Source organism: Lactobacillus colini (genome assembly GCF_017874575.1).
Lineage (GTDB): Bacteria > Bacillota > Bacilli > Lactobacillales > Lactobacillaceae > Lactobacillus > Lactobacillus colini.
The window spans coordinates 20,514-37,790 of record NZ_JAGGLU010000004.1; the positions used below are offsets into that span (position 1 = coordinate 20,514).

The 17,277-nt window shown below is 33.6% G+C and carries 17 protein-coding genes; 5 read left to right on the plus strand and 12 right to left on the minus strand.

What is annotated here, in order from left to right; genetic code table 11:
* Positions 1 to 25: 25 nt before the first annotated feature.
* A complete protein-coding gene (locus J2Z60_RS04425) occupies positions 26 to 1,057 on the minus strand; it encodes a GIY-YIG nuclease family protein (RefSeq protein ID WP_209686621.1) in 1,032 nt (343 codons plus the stop codon).
* A gap of 75 nt (positions 1,058 to 1,132) precedes the next feature.
* On the opposite strand from J2Z60_RS04425, the gene J2Z60_RS04430 reads away from it, so the two are divergent.
* The gene (locus J2Z60_RS04430) at positions 1,133 to 1,747 is read left to right on the plus strand and encodes a lysophospholipid acyltransferase family protein (protein WP_209686473.1); all 615 of its coding nucleotides are present in this window, start codon (positions 1,133 to 1,135) and stop codon (positions 1,745 to 1,747) included.
* A gap of 119 nt (positions 1,748 to 1,866) precedes the next feature.
* Positions 1,867 to 3,048 (plus strand): SAM-dependent methyltransferase, encoded by a 1,182-nt coding sequence (locus tag J2Z60_RS04435; RefSeq protein WP_209686622.1) that lies wholly within the window; start codon positions 1,867 to 1,869, stop codon positions 3,046 to 3,048.
* A gap of 44 nt (positions 3,049 to 3,092) precedes the next feature.
* On the opposite strand, the gene J2Z60_RS04440 is transcribed toward J2Z60_RS04435, so the two are convergent.
* From J2Z60_RS04440 to J2Z60_RS04460, 5 genes are all read right to left on the minus strand, one after another.
* Positions 3,093 to 5,033, minus strand: a complete 1,941-nt coding sequence (locus J2Z60_RS04440; RefSeq protein ID WP_209686474.1) for a M13 family metallopeptidase — start codon at positions 5,031 to 5,033, stop codon at positions 3,093 to 3,095.
* Position 5,034: 1 nt separating this feature from the next.
* A complete protein-coding gene (locus J2Z60_RS04445; RefSeq protein WP_209686475.1) occupies positions 5,035 to 6,831 on the minus strand; it encodes an ABC transporter ATP-binding protein in 1,797 nt (598 codons plus the stop codon).
* Positions 6,824 to 8,590, minus strand: coding sequence for an ABC transporter ATP-binding protein (locus J2Z60_RS04450; protein WP_209686476.1), 1,767 nt, complete (start codon positions 8,588 to 8,590; stop codon positions 6,824 to 6,826). Before J2Z60_RS04450 ends, J2Z60_RS04445 begins: the two co-directional genes overlap by 8 nt.
* Positions 8,591 to 8,660: 70 nt before the next feature.
* The gene (locus tag J2Z60_RS04455) at positions 8,661 to 8,891 is read right to left on the minus strand and encodes a YneF family protein (protein WP_209686477.1); all 231 of its coding nucleotides are present in this window, start codon (positions 8,889 to 8,891) and stop codon (positions 8,661 to 8,663) included.
* Between the two features lie 70 nt (positions 8,892 to 8,961).
* On the minus strand, positions 8,962 to 9,210 hold the full coding sequence (locus J2Z60_RS04460) for a DUF896 domain-containing protein (protein ID WP_209686478.1): 249 nt from the start codon (positions 9,208 to 9,210) through the stop codon (positions 8,962 to 8,964).
* Between the two features lie 143 nt (positions 9,211 to 9,353).
* On the opposite strand from J2Z60_RS04460, the gene J2Z60_RS04465 reads away from it, so the two are divergent.
* Positions 9,354 to 9,914 carry a LexA family protein gene (locus J2Z60_RS04465; protein WP_209686479.1) on the plus strand — a complete coding sequence of 187 codons (561 nt, stop codon included), beginning with the start codon at positions 9,354 to 9,356 and terminating at the stop codon, positions 9,912 to 9,914.
* Positions 9,915 to 9,952: 38 nt separating this feature from the next.
* On the opposite strand, the gene J2Z60_RS04470 is transcribed toward J2Z60_RS04465, so the two are convergent.
* From J2Z60_RS04470 to J2Z60_RS04485, 4 genes are all read right to left on the minus strand, one after another.
* Entirely contained in the window at positions 9,953 to 10,807 is an 855-nt protein-coding gene (locus J2Z60_RS04470) for a hypothetical protein (protein ID WP_209686480.1), read from the minus strand.
* A 25-nt stretch (positions 10,808 to 10,832) separates the two neighbouring features.
* Positions 10,833 to 11,492: a uracil-DNA glycosylase gene (locus J2Z60_RS04475; RefSeq protein ID WP_209686481.1), complete on the minus strand. Its 660-nt coding sequence runs from the start codon at positions 11,490 to 11,492 to the stop codon at positions 10,833 to 10,835.
* A complete protein-coding gene (locus J2Z60_RS04480) occupies positions 11,493 to 11,915 on the minus strand; it encodes a bis(5'-nucleosyl)-tetraphosphatase (RefSeq protein ID WP_245328715.1) in 423 nt (140 codons plus the stop codon).
* Between the two features lie 76 nt (positions 11,916 to 11,991).
* A complete protein-coding gene (locus J2Z60_RS04485; protein WP_209686482.1) occupies positions 11,992 to 12,795 on the minus strand; it encodes a DUF2785 domain-containing protein in 804 nt (267 codons plus the stop codon).
* A 19-nt stretch (positions 12,796 to 12,814) separates the two neighbouring features.
* Here J2Z60_RS04485 and J2Z60_RS04490 point away from each other — a divergent pair, with 19 nt between their 5' ends.
* Positions 12,815 to 13,372 carry a DNA-3-methyladenine glycosylase I gene (locus tag J2Z60_RS04490; protein WP_209686483.1) on the plus strand — a complete coding sequence of 186 codons (558 nt, stop codon included), beginning with the start codon at positions 12,815 to 12,817 and terminating at the stop codon, positions 13,370 to 13,372.
* On the opposite strand, the gene J2Z60_RS04495 is transcribed toward J2Z60_RS04490, so the two are convergent.
* Both J2Z60_RS04495 and lepA read right to left on the minus strand, forming a co-directional pair.
* Entirely contained in the window at positions 13,369 to 14,124 is a 756-nt protein-coding gene (locus J2Z60_RS04495) for a nucleoside phosphorylase (RefSeq protein ID WP_245328716.1), read from the minus strand. The genes J2Z60_RS04490 and J2Z60_RS04495 overlap by 4 nt on opposite strands.
* A 147-nt stretch (positions 14,125 to 14,271) precedes the next feature.
* A complete protein-coding gene (gene lepA / locus J2Z60_RS04500) occupies positions 14,272 to 16,110 on the minus strand; it encodes a translation elongation factor 4 (RefSeq protein ID WP_209686484.1) in 1,839 nt (612 codons plus the stop codon).
* Positions 16,111 to 16,342: 232 nt separating this feature from the next.
* Between lepA and J2Z60_RS04505 the strand changes: the two genes are divergently transcribed.
* Positions 16,343 to 17,236, plus strand: coding sequence for a LysR family transcriptional regulator (locus J2Z60_RS04505; protein ID WP_209686485.1), 894 nt, complete (start codon positions 16,343 to 16,345; stop codon positions 17,234 to 17,236).
* Positions 17,237 to 17,277 lie beyond the last annotated feature (41 nt).

Here is a 17,277-nt window from a genome sequence, read left to right on the forward strand (position 1 = left end):
TACATAATATTAGTGATGATTTCAATCAAAACTTTATATTATGTTCTCTTAAAAATTTTTCTTTCCATTTTCGATCATGGTGTTTGAACCAGTACTCACGTTTCAAAGCTAATTTTTTATCTTCAAATTCTTCATAATAAATCAACTTGACAGGTCGACGAGCTTTAGTATATTTAGCTCCTTTACCAGAATTATGCATCTCTAATCGATGTTTCAAATCATTAGTAAATCCCCCATAAAAGCTACCATCACTGCACAGAAGGCAATAAAAATAATACTTTTGTTTTTGATGATGTTTAATTCTTTCATCGGAGCTCTGTTTAATGATTTTTTGAATTTCTGGTTTAAACGTACCGTCTAAATTATGAACTTCAATCGCATCCCTCAAAACTACACCATCACTAGCTGCGTTTCTGATAGCTTCAACAATAATTAAGTTACTATTATCTCCTCTTCTAGAGACAAATGGTTGTACAGTCTTGACACTCATATTATGATTCAAACAAAAATGCATGATCTCGCCTAATCGCTCTGGTCGATGAACCATTATCATCTTCCCTTTCATCTTAAGCATTTGACTAGCAACATCAATAATCCCATTTAAATCAATTAATAATTCATGGCGAGCTATTGCCTTTTTTTTATCTGGATTAAGTACATGTCCCTTAGGCGCTTTAAAATATGGTGGATTAACAACTACCATATCAAACTTATCTTTACCTAACTTTTGCGGAGCATCAAGAGCATCGATATTGTGAACATCAATTCGATTCTCTAGTTCATTTAACTCTATACTTCGCTTAGCTTGATCGGCAAGGTCATTTTGAATTTCTACTGTATCATAGTGAGCACGATTAAAATAGGCCATATAAATGCTAGCAGCGCCATTACCACTACATAAATCAATTACATGATAATTATCATGTATCTTTTCTTTAGCAAAATATGATAACAGCATCGTATCTAGAGTCACTGCGAAGGCATCCTTGGCTTGTATAATTCTTAAATCATCACTATATAAATAATCAATTCTTTCACCGCTTTTAAGTAAGTCAATCACTGATTTCTGCCTTTCTATTTGTAATTTCATCTTACTGGTATAGAATATTACTATAATATCGGAGGAAAAAATATGTTTTACAAAATAATTCGCCCAATCGTACGTTTTATCGTTTGGGTCTTAAACGGTCATCTTCATGTTCATCATAAAGACCGTATTCCTGAAGGCAAATATATTTTAGCCGCCCCTCACCGCACATGGTGGGAACCCATTCTCTTTGCTTTAGCAGCAAGTCCAACAGAATTTATGTTTATGGCAAAAAAAGAATTATTTAAAAATCCCATTTTAAGTTTTATCTTAATCCATGCCCATGCTTTTTCTGTTGATAGAAAAAATCCAGGTCCTTCTGCAATTAAAATTCCAGTCAAAGGATTGCGTAAAGATAATCTTTCATTAATTATCTTTCCATCGGGAACTCGTCATTCTGCAGAATTAAAAAGCGGTGCTTTTGTTATAGCTAAAATGTCGGGCAAACCAATTTTACCTGTAGTTTATCAAGGTCCACTAACTTTTAGTGGTCTTTTAAAAAGAAAACCGTTGGAAATTTGCTTTGGCAATCCGATCTATATACCTAAAAATCAAAAAGTCAATAAGGATACGGTTCCCGACTTATACGCTGAACTTGAGAAAGCATGGGATAAGCTTGATAAAGAGCAAAATCCTAACTTTCATTATATTGCCAAATAAAGTGAGAATTATATTTCTCACTTTTTTCTTTACTCCTAAATTTTAAATTAGTGTTAAAATTACTCTTAGTTTTTTAAATGGAGGAAATTTAATTGGTATTAGAAAAGACATTTTATAAAATGATGCTCAGTAAATCTTTTCCATTTCCCGTTAAGGTTACTTATTGGGACGGCAAAAGTAAAGTTTATGGCAATGGTAACCCTGGACTAGAGATTGTTTTTAATGAGAAAATCCCAATTACTGATATTACCCGTAATGCTTCCCTAGCTCTTGGTGAAGGATATATGGATAAAAAGATTGAGATTAAGAGTACTAATGGTAGCGATAAGCAAGCAATTCAAAAACTAATCCTAGGCGCCTACCAATCTGCAGACTCTTTTATGAGAAATTCTAAATTTAGAAAATTTATGCCTAAAGCTAAAAAGCATACTGAAAAGCAGAATCAAGCAGATATTCATAGTCATTACGACATTGGTAATGAATTTTACAAGCTGTGGCTTGATCCAACTATGACTTATTCTTGTGCTTACTTCACTAATGGTAATACTGATGACTTAGAAGCCGCACAGATCGCTAAAGTACACCATATCCTTAAAAAATTAAATCCCCAAAAAGGCAAAACTTTCCTAGACATTGGCTGTGGTTGGGGAACTTTAATGTTAACTGCTGCTAAAGAATATGATCTTAAAGTAACTGGTGTTACCTTGAGTGAACAGCAATATAAATTAGTAAATCAAAAAATTAAAGCCATGGGGCTGCAAGATCAAGCGGAAGTATTACTTGAAGATTATCGTGAATTAAAAGATCGCAAATTTGACTACATTACTTCCGTTGGTATGTTTGAACATGTTGGCAGCGAAAACCTAAGTGGCTACTTCGCCGATATTGCTAAATACTTAAATGATAATGGTATAGCACTTATTCATGGTATTACTCGCCAACAAGGTGGAGCTTCTAATGCTTGGATTGATAAATACATATTCCCAGGCGGTTATATTCCAGGGCTTCAAGAAATTGTTGGTGATATCGTCGAAAACAATTTACAAATTACAGATATGGAAACTCTTCGTCGTCACTATCAAAGAACCTTAGAAATTTGGGATAAAAACTTTAACGCTATTCGTGATAAAGCACAGGAAATGATGGGTGAGCGATTCTGCAGAATGTGGGATCTTTACCTACAAGCATGTGCAGCTTCTTTTGAATCTGGTAATATTGATGTTATTCAATATTTACTAACTAAGGGCCCATCTGGCGAAAAACTACCAATGACTAGATCTTATATGTTAACCGAAAAATAATGTTTATAAAAAAACTGTTAGGAAAAATCCTAGCAGTTTTTTAATTACCAAATTATTACACGTTGATTTTCATCAAGCCACATACCATCTTCCGGCTTAACATCGTACGTTTCATAGAACTCTTTTTGACATTGAACAGGAATATTAACACGTGTTGGCTGTGGAGCGTGTACATCAACAGCGATTTCAGTTTTTATTGCTTCTGGCCGCTGAATTTGCATCCACGAACGCGCATAATTTTCAAATAATTCTTTCAAATTACCATCATCCATCTTACATGCTTGAATAGCACAGGTAAGCCCACTAATATCAGAAATATTCTCTGAAACTACTTGCTTACCATTTAACTTAGATGGTCCATACTCTAACCCATCATAAATATCAATAGCCGCTTTAGTACGTTTATTAAATTCAGCAAAATCTTCCTCAGTCCACCAATTCTTCATGTTACCCTTTTCATCAAATTGGGCACCATTATCATCAAAAGCATGAGAAATTTCATGACCAATAGTTGCACCAATACCACCATAATTAGCAGCTCTACTTTGTTTAGAATCATAAAACGGTTTTTGCAATATTCCAGCTGGGAAAGTTAGATCGTTTCTTTGTGGATCATAACAAGCATTATTCATATTACCTGGCATTAACCATACCGAACGATCCACTGGCTTTACCAATTTAGCAAGATTTACTTTATACTTTTCAATATTAATATTTCTAATATTTTCATATAGAGACTTATTCTTATCAACAATTAGTTGATTAAATACTTCTTCTTGCTTTTCTGGATAGCCAATTTTAAGTACTAGGGCTTGTAATTTTACAATTGCTTGTTTCTTAGTTTCTTCAGATAACCAGTCATTATCAGCAATCCTCTGCTCATAAACCTTAAGCATTTTTTCTATCATTTCAATAACATCTTGCTTAGCAGATTCACCAAAGTAAGTGCGACCATAATATATTCCATCAACTTCAGCAAAAATTCGATCAGCTAAGCGATAAGCATGCTTTTCCTGGGACGGCAACTCACTGGAACCAGTAATTGCTTGATTATATGGAAATGCAGCTTCTCTTACTTCTTGTGATAACAGATTAGTAACGCTATTGATAAACTTAATTAGCATCCAGCCTTTAATTTCAGCAAAATTATTAGAATTTATTAATTCCTCTGCATGTTCTAAGAACCTAGGTTCCGTAACAACAACCTTCTCAGGGATTTGAGGCAAAATCTTTTCTAAATATTGCTTCATATCAAATGACCTAAATTTAGCTAGAAAATCTTCCATTGACATTGGATTATACATATTGACATAGCTTGACCATTCTTCAGTTGATTTAACTATCTTAGACAATTTTTGATCAAAAGCTAGGCCGGCTTTAACTTGAGATTGAGCATCCTCTATTGACATGCCTGCCATAGTCAATAAATTGATAGTTTGTCTTTCTAAAATAGAAAGTAATTTTTCTGCATCTGCATCCTGATAGCTAGTAGTATCCGGCAATAATGTTCCCGGACCATAAATATACAAAACATTCTTGCTAGTATCTTTCATATCAGCGTCAACGTCAAAGGCAAAAGGTAAGGTGAAGTTACTTAAAGTTAATTGACTTGCTAAATGATTAAATTGATCAAAATCTTTTAAATTATTGATCTGATTCAAATCAGACTTAATTGGTAACGTACCTTGCTTATCTCTAGTGTCAAAATTGCGGGCTAGCTTATACAAAGCGATAGCTTTAGAAAAATTATCAACTTGAGGTAATTCTTTTTCGCCACTAGCAAAATCAGCAAAGTCCTTCATCATAATCTTCTCAAGACGCATGTCGATTTGAGCATTAGTTCCCATTTCAGTACGATCAGCTGGAATTTTAGCTGTCTTTTGCCATTCAGCATTTACTGCTAAATATAAATTATCTTGAGGGCGCATCTTATCAGACCCAGTAATATCACCTGCACCACCACGAATAGAAAAATACTTCTTCATATTAGTTACCTTCCTTGTCTGTATTCTGCTGTAAAGTATATAAGTTATAGTAATAGCCCTTTTGAGCTAGTAATTCATCATGCGTACCTTTTTCAACAATTCTTCCCTTGTCTAAAACGATAATTTGATTAGCATCTGCAATTGTTGAAAGGCGGTGAGCGATTGCTAGCGTAGTTCTGCCCTGGCGTAACTTCTTCAATCCTGCTTGAATTAAGCTTTCAGTTTCAGTATCAACATTAGCTGTCGCTTCATCCAAGACTAAAATTTTAGGGTCAGTCACTAAAGTTCTAGCAAAGGAAATCAGTTGTCGCTCGCCTTGGCTAAATTCACTGCCACCTTCACGAACTTTAGCATGGTATTGGCCTGGCAGCTTTTCAATAAATTGATCTGCTTGAACAACTTTTGATGCTTGTTTAACTTGTTTATCAGTAATTTTAGAGTTATACAGGCGAATATTTGAACTAATATCACCATAAAACATAAATGGCTCTTGTAATACTAAGCCCAATTTTCTTCGTAATTCAGCCTTAGGATATTCTTTAATATTCACCCCATCAATTAGAATCTCACCCTGATAAAATTCATAAAAACGCATCATTACATTAATAATTGAACTTTTTCCTGAACCGGTATGACCTACGATACCAAGAGTTTCACCTGGATTAACTGTAAAGCTAATATCATGTAAAATTTCATGCTCGCCATCGTAAGAAAAACTAACATGCTTAAATTCAATCTTGCCCTTAGTAACAGCTAAGTTAGAGCTCTCGTTTTGTTTAGGTTCATACTCATCATTATCTAAAATTCTAAAAATCCTCTTTCCAGCTACAATACCATCTTGAAACATAGTCATTGTATCCATCATAGTTGATATTGGATTAAAGAAAGAAGCAACATATTGGGAAAAAGAATACATGATGCCAGCTGGCACAAAAGTATCGTGTAAAGGATAGCCGAAATACATTAATGTCACTGCTAGTGCTAATGAATAAAGCAAACTAGTTAGCGGTGAAAGTAATAATGAATTCACTCTAATCATTCGAAAGCGCATATCCATCAATGAGCCATTTTGCTTTTCAAAATTGGCAGTCATCCGCTCTTCTTGCTTAAACTGCTGGATAAGAGATACACCTTCAATAGATTCATTTAAATTAGTATTAATGCCACTGAGCCTTTCTCTAAAGCCACGATATAACTTAGAACTTTTTCGAGAATAAAGCCAAATTACTAGTAACAAAATTGGTAAAAATATTAACACTAAACCAGCTGCGACTTTATTAGTCAAATACATTGCCACAAAGGCGGTAATAATTGAAAATACTCCAATTACTACACCAGATAAAACTGATAAGAAATTACTCAAAGTCATTGTATCATTAGTAACACGGGATACAATTGAACCAGCTGGTGTTTGATCAAAATATCTCATCCCTAAAGTATGGAGCTTTTTATACAAAACTTTACGTACACTTTCAAGTGTTTTTTCTGAGCCAAGTGCATAGAAATATTCATAAGTAAACTGAATAATCGCTTTTAAAATACTTCCAAAGCCATAAAGCAATCCCGCCCACAATATAACTTGTAGTGTTGCATTTTGCTTAACTAAATAATTGTCCAAAAAATATTGCAGTCCTCTTGGTAAAAGCATATTAATTACACTAACAATAAATGCTCCTACTAAGGCTAAGCCTATCTCAAACTTAAAGGGCTTTACAAAAGTCATCAGCCTTTTAAAAATTTTCAATTGTTCTTTAACTGGAATTTCTTGAGACCAGATTGATTGGTTTTTATTATCCATCTAATCTTTCACCTACCTTATTTTGTAACTCTTGCCGACGCCACATTTCTGCATACCAACCATTTAATGCAATCAATTGCTCATGAGTTCCGCGTTCAACAATTTGACCATCTTTTAAAACTAGGATTAAATCAGCATCCATAACTGAAGTTAGGCGATGAGCTGCAATCAATGTCGTCTTATTAGCACGCTCTTTTCTTAAAGATGATAAAATTTCGGTCTCAGTCTTGGCATCAACAGCGGATAAAGCGTCATCTAATATCAAAATCTGACTATTCTTTAAAAGTGCACGTGCAATTGACATTCTTTGTCTTTGACCACCTGATAGTGATACTCCATTTTCACCAACTAAAGTATTGTAGTCAGCTGGCATCTGCAAAATATCATCATGCAAATCACTCTTTTTAGATGCAGTGATAATTTTCTCATCACTAGCATTAATATCTGAAAATGCAATATTTTCTTTAATTGTCGTTGAAAACAAAAAATTATTTTGAGGTACGTAAGATATCTCATTTAATAAGACTTTAAGAGGGATATTTCGAATATCTTTTCCAGCTAATGTAATACGCCCATCATACTTATCAAACTCGCGCAATAAAAGTTGAATAATTGTGGTTTTACCAGAGCCAACTTTACCAACTAAGCCCAAAGTCTGACCAGGTTTAAGGGTAAATTTAATATTTTTTAGAACTGTCAACTCAGGTTCATCTGGATAAGCAAATCTATCAATCTGATAATCTAAATCTCCCTTAATATCTTCTTTATCTATATCAAAGTCTGCATTCTCATCTGTAATCTGTGGCTTTTCGTATAAAAGTCGTTCAACACGATCATAACTAGCTGAACCACGTTCCAAGATATTAAACAAATAACCAATTGCAAACATTGGCCAGACCATATTACCTATGTAAGCAATAAATGATACCAGCTGTCCAACTGATAAGGTATGATTAGTTACTAACAATCCACCATAAATAATAGTAATTACATAGGTTAAGCCAATAATTAAGGTGCCTAGTGGATCAAATAAAGCATCCCACTTGAATACTTTTTTATTAATTTCAATAGTTTGATCCACCATTTTATCAAATGCTGCCGTATCTTGCTTACCCTGCCCGAAAGTTTTCAAGACCTTAATCCCGGATACAGATTCTTGCGTCTTATTATTCAAACGAGAAAAAGCAGCTTGTGATTTATCAAAAGCATTATGCAAATGATCACCTAGTTTCCAAGCACCAACAGCTAAAAATGGCAGTGGTAATAGCGCAATAATAGTTAAACGCCAGTCAACAAAAATCATCATAGCGACCATAGTTGATCCACCAGTAACTAAAGAATCTACTAGTGTTAAGACACCATCACCGGCAACATTTTGAATAGCGGTAACATCATTAGTAGCATGTGCCATTAAATCCCCAGTTCGATGGCGCTGATAAAAGGTGGCATCCATTCTCATAAAGTGCTCAAATAACTTTGACCGCATCTGACGCTCAAGTTCAGCTGCACCACCCCAGATCTGCTTGCGCCAAAAGTAGCGCAACATGTATAAAATTATTGCCGCTGCAATTACTATTAATATTAAAATGCCGTATTCACTCCAGGAAATATATCCCTTATCTAATTGGTCAGACATTAATCCTAATACTCGAGGTGGTACTAAATTGGCAAATGCCGTAAGAATAAGAAAAGTAATTCCACTTATATATCGTCTTTTTTCTTTTTTGAAAAACCAACCTAATTTTTTAAAAATATTCATCTATTCACCTCAATTGTATAAAAAAAGACGGAGAATGCAGTCCTCCGCCTAATTAATGATTAGATAAAACTTACTTGTTATTGCGTTGCTGTTGATGTTTCATCATATTCATTACTTGGTTAAGCTTTTTGGCAGATGGTTTTTGACCCATCTGTGCCATCATTGCAGCAATCATATCTTCGCTGATTGGAGGATTATCTTGGAAATATTTCTTCATATATGCTCTTGCACCATAGAAACCACCAACTAAGCCAATGAGTAAGGCAATGATGATGAGAAAAATTGCTAAACCTAAATTCATAATTTAAAAACCTCCAATTTTATAAACAAGTAAATTTTACTAAAAAAATCGCCTTTTTTAAAGGGGTTATCTAATCTTTTCTTAAACCTTTTCTTCTTTGAGCTTCTTTAGCCTTTTCTGAAGTTATTTCCTTACCATTTTTATCAATAACAACTGTATCTTCTAATTGCTGTCTAAATCCGGCTCTAAAATTTTCTAAGAAAGCCGCACGTAATCTCTTTCTCTCTTCTAATTCATCTGGAGTTAATTCCCTTTCTTGACTAAGGTGATACAGCTCATTGATTCTCTTGATCACTTTTTCTTCTTCTTTTTTATCCATATTAAACACCTCACTACGTACTTTAAGTCTACCTTAATCTTTCTAAGAAAAAAAGTTTTTAATGAATATTTTTTCAGAACACTCGTTTGTTTAATATAATCTTTTTTGATAAAATAAAATCAAATTATTATTGGAGAATTTTTATGCCTAAAACAAATAACCCCACATCTAAACAAGTTCAGATTTTACAATATATTTACGATACTGTAGAAAAGAGAAAATTCCCACCTACAGTAAGAGAAATATGTGAAGCAGTCAATCTTTCCTCAACTTCAACTGTTCATGGTCATTTAGCTCGCTTAGAGCATAAGGGGTGGCTATATAGAGATGCGACTAAGCCACGTGCTATTGAAGTCACTAAGGCTGGGCTTAAAGAATTAGGCGTTAAACCCCAAGTTATCCCAATTATTAATAGTTCTATTACTGATCTCAATGAAGCCATTGAAAAAGCAAGTGACTTTTTTCCAATACCACCACAACTTAAAAAATTTGCTGGTAATTTATTTATGTTAAAAGTTGAAACAGATTTTCATAATCAATTATTGGCTGGTGATCAAATTATTATCAAAAAACAAACCTCAGCTACAGAAAATGATATTGTTATAGTTTTGAATGAAGATAATAAACTATCTCTTGCCCACTATTCCAAAGAAAATAGTACCTTAATCTTAGGAAAAGTAATTAGCCTTTATCGTAATATTTAACAAAAAACTGCTACTTTATAACGAGTAGCAGTTTTATTTTATCTAATAGTTGATGCCATCTTGAGCATTGTCTTCAAGCTATGAGCTTGCAAATGATATAACTTTCCATCTTTTTGGAAGTACATTTGGTTATTTAATGAACCATAACCCTCTCCTACTGTAATAGTAATTGCAGCCTTTTTATCCATTTGTGGTAATTTATAACTATTTAATAGTGCAATAAGCTTATTAGCTATAGGCTTTGGATCTTGATTATTAACTGCACTTGCATGAACAGTAAATGACCAGTTATCCTTGTTCCAGGTTAAATAGCGTTGACCAGCACCTGATTGTTCAGTGGCAGTAATGCCGTCATTTAGCTTTACAGTTGGTAAACCTGAAGCTTGATTTTGATAGTTTATCCGACTATCTAATTCAGCAGAGTCTAAATTGCTTATTTGACTATAAACTAGATATGGCAATTCCTTATTTAAACTTGGGTCATTGACTGCTTTAGCTTTATTACCAACACTATAGTAAATTGTAACTTGATTATTATTTTTGCTATAACGAGCATTGATAGTATTGCTGTCCATGTCTAAACCGCTAGTTCGAGGTAGCGGTAAGCTAGGAAATTTTTTAGCAATTTCTGCGTTTATTTTAGCAAAACGACTCTTTTTACTTGTTGGTGCTTGGCTACCTTTAAGAGAAGACTTTTGTGAGCTGGATTGAGAAGACGATGTACTAGATGAGCTAGCATTAGACTTATCACTTGAAGTAGAACTAGATTTTTTAATTATACTAGATCGTGATGAATTTTCTGAGCTACTATTATTGGATGAAGCTGATTTTTGACACCCTACTGTAAGGATTAAAGCCGCAATAACAGTAGCAATTCCAAATTGTTTTTTCATAAAAAACCTCCGTAACAAATCTATCCTACTTATATTTTACCATGCTTGAGCTATTCAGATATGGCTTAATTACTTGCCAATCTTTTTCAATGCTATCCGTCAATTTACGATTATAAAAAATCGCCGCAGGGTGATATTGCGGAAAGATAGTATAGTGCTCTTTTGACCAAGTATAACTATCTTGGCTTTTATTTAACTGCAGAATGGGTGTATCTTCGATCACCTCACCGTGCACTTCAGAAATTTTTCCTTTGCCTAATAATCTCTCCAATCCTGTATTACCAACAGCTACAATTAGCTTAGGATGCACCATTCTTATTTCATAGTCAAGAAATGGTGCATGAGCCAAGATTTCTTTTTTAGTAGGTTTTCGATTAGGATATTTGATTACTTGCTTATTCTCACGCTTACTGAAAACTTTTTTAATTGAATAAGGGCGACTGCGCACAGCGCTGGTAATATAAACATCTTTACGTGTCAAGCCAATGCTGGCAAGTGATTTTATCAGTTCACGACCTGCATCCCCATTAAAGGGAATATTATCAATTATTTCATTTTTCCCTGGCGCTTCACCAACAATCATTAGCTTAGGATTAATCGGACCCGCTCCTTCATTCAATCCTTCTAGTTTCATTCCTTGAGATCTTAGCTTAACTAGCTCTACTAATTCTTTGGGATAATGCATTTATTTTTTCATCCTCTTGTAAACATACTCTATAACATCCTCAAAAATCTTAATTAGCTCTGGATAACGAAGGAACTGCTCAGCATCTTTATAAGATAGCCATTTAGCGCTTTTTATTTCATTATCTTGTAGACGCACACTTTGTCCAGGGGTTGATTTAGCTATAAAAAGCTTCACTGTTTTTTCACGATTTCTAGTAATTGTATAAGTTATGCTTTTTTCAAAAGAAAAATCAAAATCCGGCACTAGCCCTACTTCTTCTAAAACTTCTCTTCGGGCAGCTTGTCGATTAGTTTCCCCCTGTTCTAAGTGTCCCTTTGGAAATCCCCAGGACCCATTAATGTTACTTTGAACAATTAAAAGTTGAACTTCATTATCTTTGAGACGATAAATTAAACCGCCTGCAGAATACTCATGTATCAATTTACCATCCCTCCAAAAATATGATTCTATTAAAATTATACAAAAAGCTGACTATATTAGTCAGCTTTTGTATTAATTAATACTTTTTCAAATAATTTGAAACTATTGCTTGCTTTAAAGACTTTTCTAATAACTTAGCATTATCTAACTTTATATACAAGTCTAACAATATTGACTTTAGATTTGCAAATTGATAAAAAGCAATAAGATCACTTCTATCATCTAATTTTAATTCATCTAGCCATACACACAAATCACTACTTGAAAATATTTTATATTTTAGTCCAGCAAATAAGGCATTGCTAATTCTCCATTCTTCACCGCTAATAAATCTGTTACTATTTTTCAATAATAGTAACATTAAATTATTTAAAAATGTTTGTCCATATTCTTTTGGAAAACTATGATGCTTAAAACAAACTTCAAAAGTATCTGAAAGATGAGAAACTGCATCTACCCAGCCCCAATCTGTCGAATAACTCGTAAAATCATGTTCTTGCTTTAAATAATCAAGTAAATTTAAAAAGATATTTTTTCGCTCTTTTTCATATAAAATATTATAAAATTTTGAGTTTTTGTCCCCATCAGTTTCAATAATTAACTCTAATAATAAACAAGTAAATGATCTTGTTAATATAGCGCTGTCTGTTTTTTCTAAATTATAAAAAAGTAAATTTCTATTTAGTACATACTTAATCAAATATCTAGCTTGATTATGGCTAAAGTTCTCACATAAAAAACCCTTACCAAATGTTTCACAAACCAGATTGTCCCGAATGTTACTATTAGGATCACCAATATGGTGAATTAACCATTCCACTTCTTTATCGCTATAATTAGTATATTCAACATTTAATTTATCAAATAATTGTTTTTCCATTTTTAGAAAGGACTCCTATATGCAACGTTGTGATTGGAACTATTCGGGCTCTATTGAGCAAATATATCAAGATTATCATGATTACGAATGGGGCAAGCTTAATTTAAATGAAAATTACCTATTTGAAATGCTTATCTTAGAAAGCTTTCAATCTGGCTTGTCCTGGTCTACTATTTTGCATAAGCGAGACAATTTTAAAAAAGCTTTCGCCGACTTCGACATAGATAAAGTATCTCAATTTGATGAGCAAGATATAAAAAGATTACTTACCGATTCGACAATTATCCGCAATAAGTTAAAAATCAATGCTGCTATTAACAATGCTAGGGTTATTAGCTCTTGGCATAAAAAAGGTAAGACTTTAGGTGAATTTTTGCAGCAATATATTCCAGAACCTATTATTAATCATCCTCAAAGCATGTCTGATATACCCGCTAAAACAGATTTATCTACACAAATTTCTAAAGACATGAAAAAAGCAGGTTTTAAATTTGTTGGCCCAACGACTATTTATTCCTTTTTGCAAGGAACTGGGTTTATTAATGACCATCTTGAAAAATGCGATTTTAAATACTAGCTCAGTAATTTAATTGCTAATTCTAAAGCATTTTGACTTCCTAATTCACCCCAAGTGCGGCTCTCATGTTCGTTCACATCTGCCAGGCTATCTGCTGTAAATAATATTTGAGCAAATTTGACCCCTCTAAACTTACTACATGCTGCCAAAGCACTGCACTCCATTTCCACTAACTTAGCATCATAAGACATAGCTAGCTTAATTTTATTTTCTGTTTCTCTAAAAAAGCCATCTGTTGTCCAAGTTACTACTTCTTCTAAATTTATGCTATTTTCTTTAGCCTTATTTAATAACTCTTTCCTAAAGTCATAATCTAGTTCTATTTCATTTTTTGCTGGTAGATAATGAAATGAAGTTCCTTCATCCCTTATTGCCCTTTTAACTAAGAAATATGCATTTTCAGGTAAATCAACTAAGCTACCTGCACTACCAATTGCTAAAATTTTTTTAGTGCCGTAAGCTATTAGCCAATCTAAAAGTTGAGTAGCCGCTGGAGCCCCCAGAGGAGCTTGACATAAATTAAATTTCTTACTGTTTATCTCAATTTCATAAATACTTGGTGTAAACGAAATTGTTTCAAATTTTCCTACTTCACGATGCCAAATTTTAGATAAAAAACTATTAATAATTTTTTTCTCTAAGAACGCATAAATCATCGGATAATCGAAATGATATCCTAAACTCTCGTGGTCAGGCTGTAAAACAGACTGTTTTTCATTACTATGCTTCAATAAAAATAAGTCATTAGTCAATTTATTCTCCCTCCTTCATCAGTAAATATTATAATAATTTTATCATATTTTTAATTGAATAAAAATATAGTCAGCTTTTTACGTAAATTTTGAAAATTGCGTAAAAAAATAGTATCGGAACCCGATACTATTGATGTTTATAGGTTTTTATTTACCTTTGATGTCTTCATCATTCATCTTAAGAACCGCCATAAAAGCATCTTGTGGTACTTCTACCTTACCAACAGCCTTCATTCGCTTCTTACCACGTTTTTGCTTTTCAAGCAATTTTGCACGACGATCTGGATCACCTGTATGAATTTTCCAAGTAACATCCTTACGATATGGCTTAATCGTAGCACGAGAGATTATCTTAGCCCCAATGGCTCCTTGAATATCAACTTCGAAGTTTTGTCGTGGAATTAGTTTCTTAAGCATTGATGTCATCTGACGTGCTCTCTCTTGCGCTTCGGATCTATGAGCAATGAAGCTCAAAGCATCAATCGGTTCTTTATTTAAGAGCATATCAATCTTAACTAAATCAGTCGCACGATACCCAGTAATTTCATAATCAAGAGAGGCATATCCCTTAGTCGAAGACTTTAATTCATCGAAGAAGTCAAAGATAATTTCAGCTAATGGCATATTGTATTTGACGTTAACTCGGTACTTATCAAGATAGTCCATCGTAATGAATTCACCACGCTTACGTTGACAAAGCTCCATCACAGGTCCAACATAATCATTCGGCACCATAATCTCAGCCTTAACATAAGGCTCTTGAACTTCTCGATATTCACCAGCATCTGGCAAATCGGCCGGGTTATCGATTAATTTAGTTGAGCCGTCATTCATAATTGCATGGTAATCTACACTTGGTGCAGTCATTATCAAATCCATATCAAACTCTTGCTCGAGTCTTTCTTGGACAACATCCATGTGAAGTAATCCTAAAAATCCACAACGAAAACCAAAACCTAAAGCCTGTGAAGTTTCAGGTTCAAATTCAAGGGCTGCATCATTCAATTGTAATTTTTGCAAAGCTTCTTTTAAATCGTCATACTTCTGATTATCAACAGGATACATACCAGAATAAACCATTGGTGGAATCTGACGGTAACCAGGAAGTGGCTCAGCAGTTGGTTTTTGAGCGCTTGTAATTGTGTCACCAACACGAGTTTCACGAACAGACTTAATATTAGCAGTCAGATAACCTACATCCCCTGCTACTAACATGTCCTTCTTTACTGGATGAGGACTAGAAACACCAACTTCAGTAACTTCAAATTCTTTACCCGTATTCATAATCTTAATTCTATCGCCTGGCTTAACAATCCCTTCTTCAATGCGAACTGCTAATACTACACCTCGATAATCATCATATTTAGAATCAAAAATTAAGGCTTTCAACGGTGCAGTTAAATCACCTGATGGAGCAGGTACATCCTTTACAATTCTTTCTAATAATTCCGGAATTCCTTGCCCTGTCTTACCAGACACTTCTACTGCATCAGTTGCGTCTAAGCCAATCATTTCTTCAATTTCATCCTTACACATATCTGGATCTGCAGATGGCAAGTCAATCTTATTAATAACTGGCAAGATTTCTAAGTCATCATCCAAAGCCAGGTAAGTATTAGCCAAGGTCTGAGCCTGTACTCCTTGAGTAGCATCAACTACTAATAAAGCACCCTCACAAGCTGCAAGTGAACGTGATACTTCATATGAAAAGTCTACATGTCCTGGAGTATCAATTAAGTGAAAGATATAATCTTCACCATCTTGAGCATGGTACTTAACCTGTACTGAGTTTAACTTGATAGTAATCCCACGTTGACGCTCTAATGGCATATCATCCAACAATTGATTTTTCATTTGTCTTTCTGAAACTGTGTCGGTTAACTCTAATATACGATCGGCTATAGTAGATTTACCATGATCGATATGAGCTACAATTGAAAAGTTTCTAACGTGCTTTTGGTAGTCTTGTAACTTTTTAATATCCATAAAATTAGTCCACCTTTATCTTTTTAAGTTAAACTGATAAAAATAAAGTTTATAAATAAAATAGTACTATTAATTATATCACATATATCCGCCTTTCTTTGCGATATAAAAAACAGCAATTCTACAAGTCCAATCAAATATTCAAACTATATAAAGAACATAATTTGATGTAAAATACTTATATTAAATTACAATTCATGCTCAATTTGTATGTTTATACAGAAGGGATATTATGGATACTCGTGTACTTAAATATTTTATTGCTGTTGCTAAACTCGGGAACGTCACTAAAGCAGCTGAACAACTTCATATCACCCAGCCTACGCTTTCTCGTCAAATTAATGAATTAGAAAAAGAAATTGGTGTAGATTTATTTGACCGTGTCAATCATCGACTTGTATTAACTAAGTCTGGTGCCTTATTTCAACAGCGAGCTCAAACGATTCTTGACTTTATTTTACAAACTAAATCCAAATTGCAAAATCAAGATAATGACCTCTCTGGCACTATTCGACTTGGCTGCGTAGAAAGTTCAGTATCTATATTTGCGATGAATATGATTGAAAAAATGCAGCGAAAATACCCCCACATAAAATTTGATATTTATACTGCTAATGGAAATGATTTAAAAGAAAAACTCGATCAAGACTTATTAGACTTAATTATCCTAATTGAACCCATTGAAGCGGCTAAATATCATTATCTTCAACTCCCTAATAAAGACCAATGGGGATTAATCGTAAAAAAAGATAGCAAACTTGCAAAAAAAGATAGTATAACTGCTAAAGATCTTTACCATATTCCAATAGCATTCACTAAGCGCAATCTTGTACGTGATGAATTAATTGATATCTTAAAGCTTGATGCCAATAAGCTTAATTTACGCTCCACCCATAACTTAGCTGGTAATTCTCTATTATTAGTAAAATCTGGTTTATTCTCTATGGTTAGCATTAAAGGTATTCTTGATGTTTACAACTCTGAAGGTCTATCTTTCATTCCTTTTAAGCCATTCACCTTAGCAAATCATATTACAGCCTGGAAGAAAAATTCATATCTTTCTCCAGCAACTGAAAAATTTATTCAATTAATTGCTGAAGAAATTAATTTTGTACCTAAAAAGTAGGGTAGCAATTTTTTATGTAAAATTGCCATCCTACTTTTTCT

What these genes read in the sequence shown, in the direction of transcription:
- J2Z60_RS04430 (WP_209686473.1), top strand. Translation starts at nt 1,133, where the DNA reads ATGTTTTACAAAATAATTCGCCCAATCGTACGTTTTATCGTTTGGGTC.
- J2Z60_RS04445 (WP_209686475.1), bottom strand. Translation starts at nt 6,831, where the DNA reads ATGGATAATAAAAACCAATCAATCTGGTCTCAAGAAATTCCAGTTAAA.
- J2Z60_RS04435 (WP_209686622.1), top strand. Translation starts at nt 1,867, where the DNA reads ATGATGCTCAGTAAATCTTTTCCATTTCCCGTTAAGGTTACTTATTGG.
- J2Z60_RS04450 (WP_209686476.1), bottom strand. Translation starts at nt 8,590, where the DNA reads ATGAATATTTTTAAAAAATTAGGTTGGTTTTTCAAAAAAGAAAAAAGA.
- J2Z60_RS04475 (WP_209686481.1), bottom strand. Translation starts at nt 11,492, where the DNA reads ATGCATTATCCCAAAGAATTAGTAGAGCTAGTTAAGCTAAGATCTCAA.
- J2Z60_RS04465 (WP_209686479.1), top strand. Translation starts at nt 9,354, where the DNA reads ATGCCTAAAACAAATAACCCCACATCTAAACAAGTTCAGATTTTACAA.
- J2Z60_RS04505 (WP_209686485.1), top strand. Translation starts at nt 16,343, where the DNA reads ATGGATACTCGTGTACTTAAATATTTTATTGCTGTTGCTAAACTCGGG.
- J2Z60_RS04490 (WP_209686483.1), top strand. Translation starts at nt 12,815, where the DNA reads ATGCAACGTTGTGATTGGAACTATTCGGGCTCTATTGAGCAAATATAT.
- J2Z60_RS04485 (WP_209686482.1), bottom strand. Translation starts at nt 12,795, where the DNA reads ATGGAAAAACAATTATTTGATAAATTAAATGTTGAATATACTAATTAT.
- J2Z60_RS04460 (WP_209686478.1), bottom strand. Translation starts at nt 9,210, where the DNA reads ATGGATAAAAAAGAAGAAGAAAAAGTGATCAAGAGAATCAATGAGCTG.
- J2Z60_RS04455 (WP_209686477.1), bottom strand. Translation starts at nt 8,891, where the DNA reads ATGAATTTAGGTTTAGCAATTTTTCTCATCATCATTGCCTTACTCATT.
- J2Z60_RS04440 (WP_209686474.1), bottom strand. Translation starts at nt 5,033, where the DNA reads ATGAAGAAGTATTTTTCTATTCGTGGTGGTGCAGGTGATATTACTGGG.
- lepA (WP_209686484.1), bottom strand. Translation starts at nt 16,110, where the DNA reads ATGGATATTAAAAAGTTACAAGACTACCAAAAGCACGTTAGAAACTTT.
- J2Z60_RS04470 (WP_209686480.1), bottom strand. Translation starts at nt 10,807, where the DNA reads ATGAAAAAACAATTTGGAATTGCTACTGTTATTGCGGCTTTAATCCTT.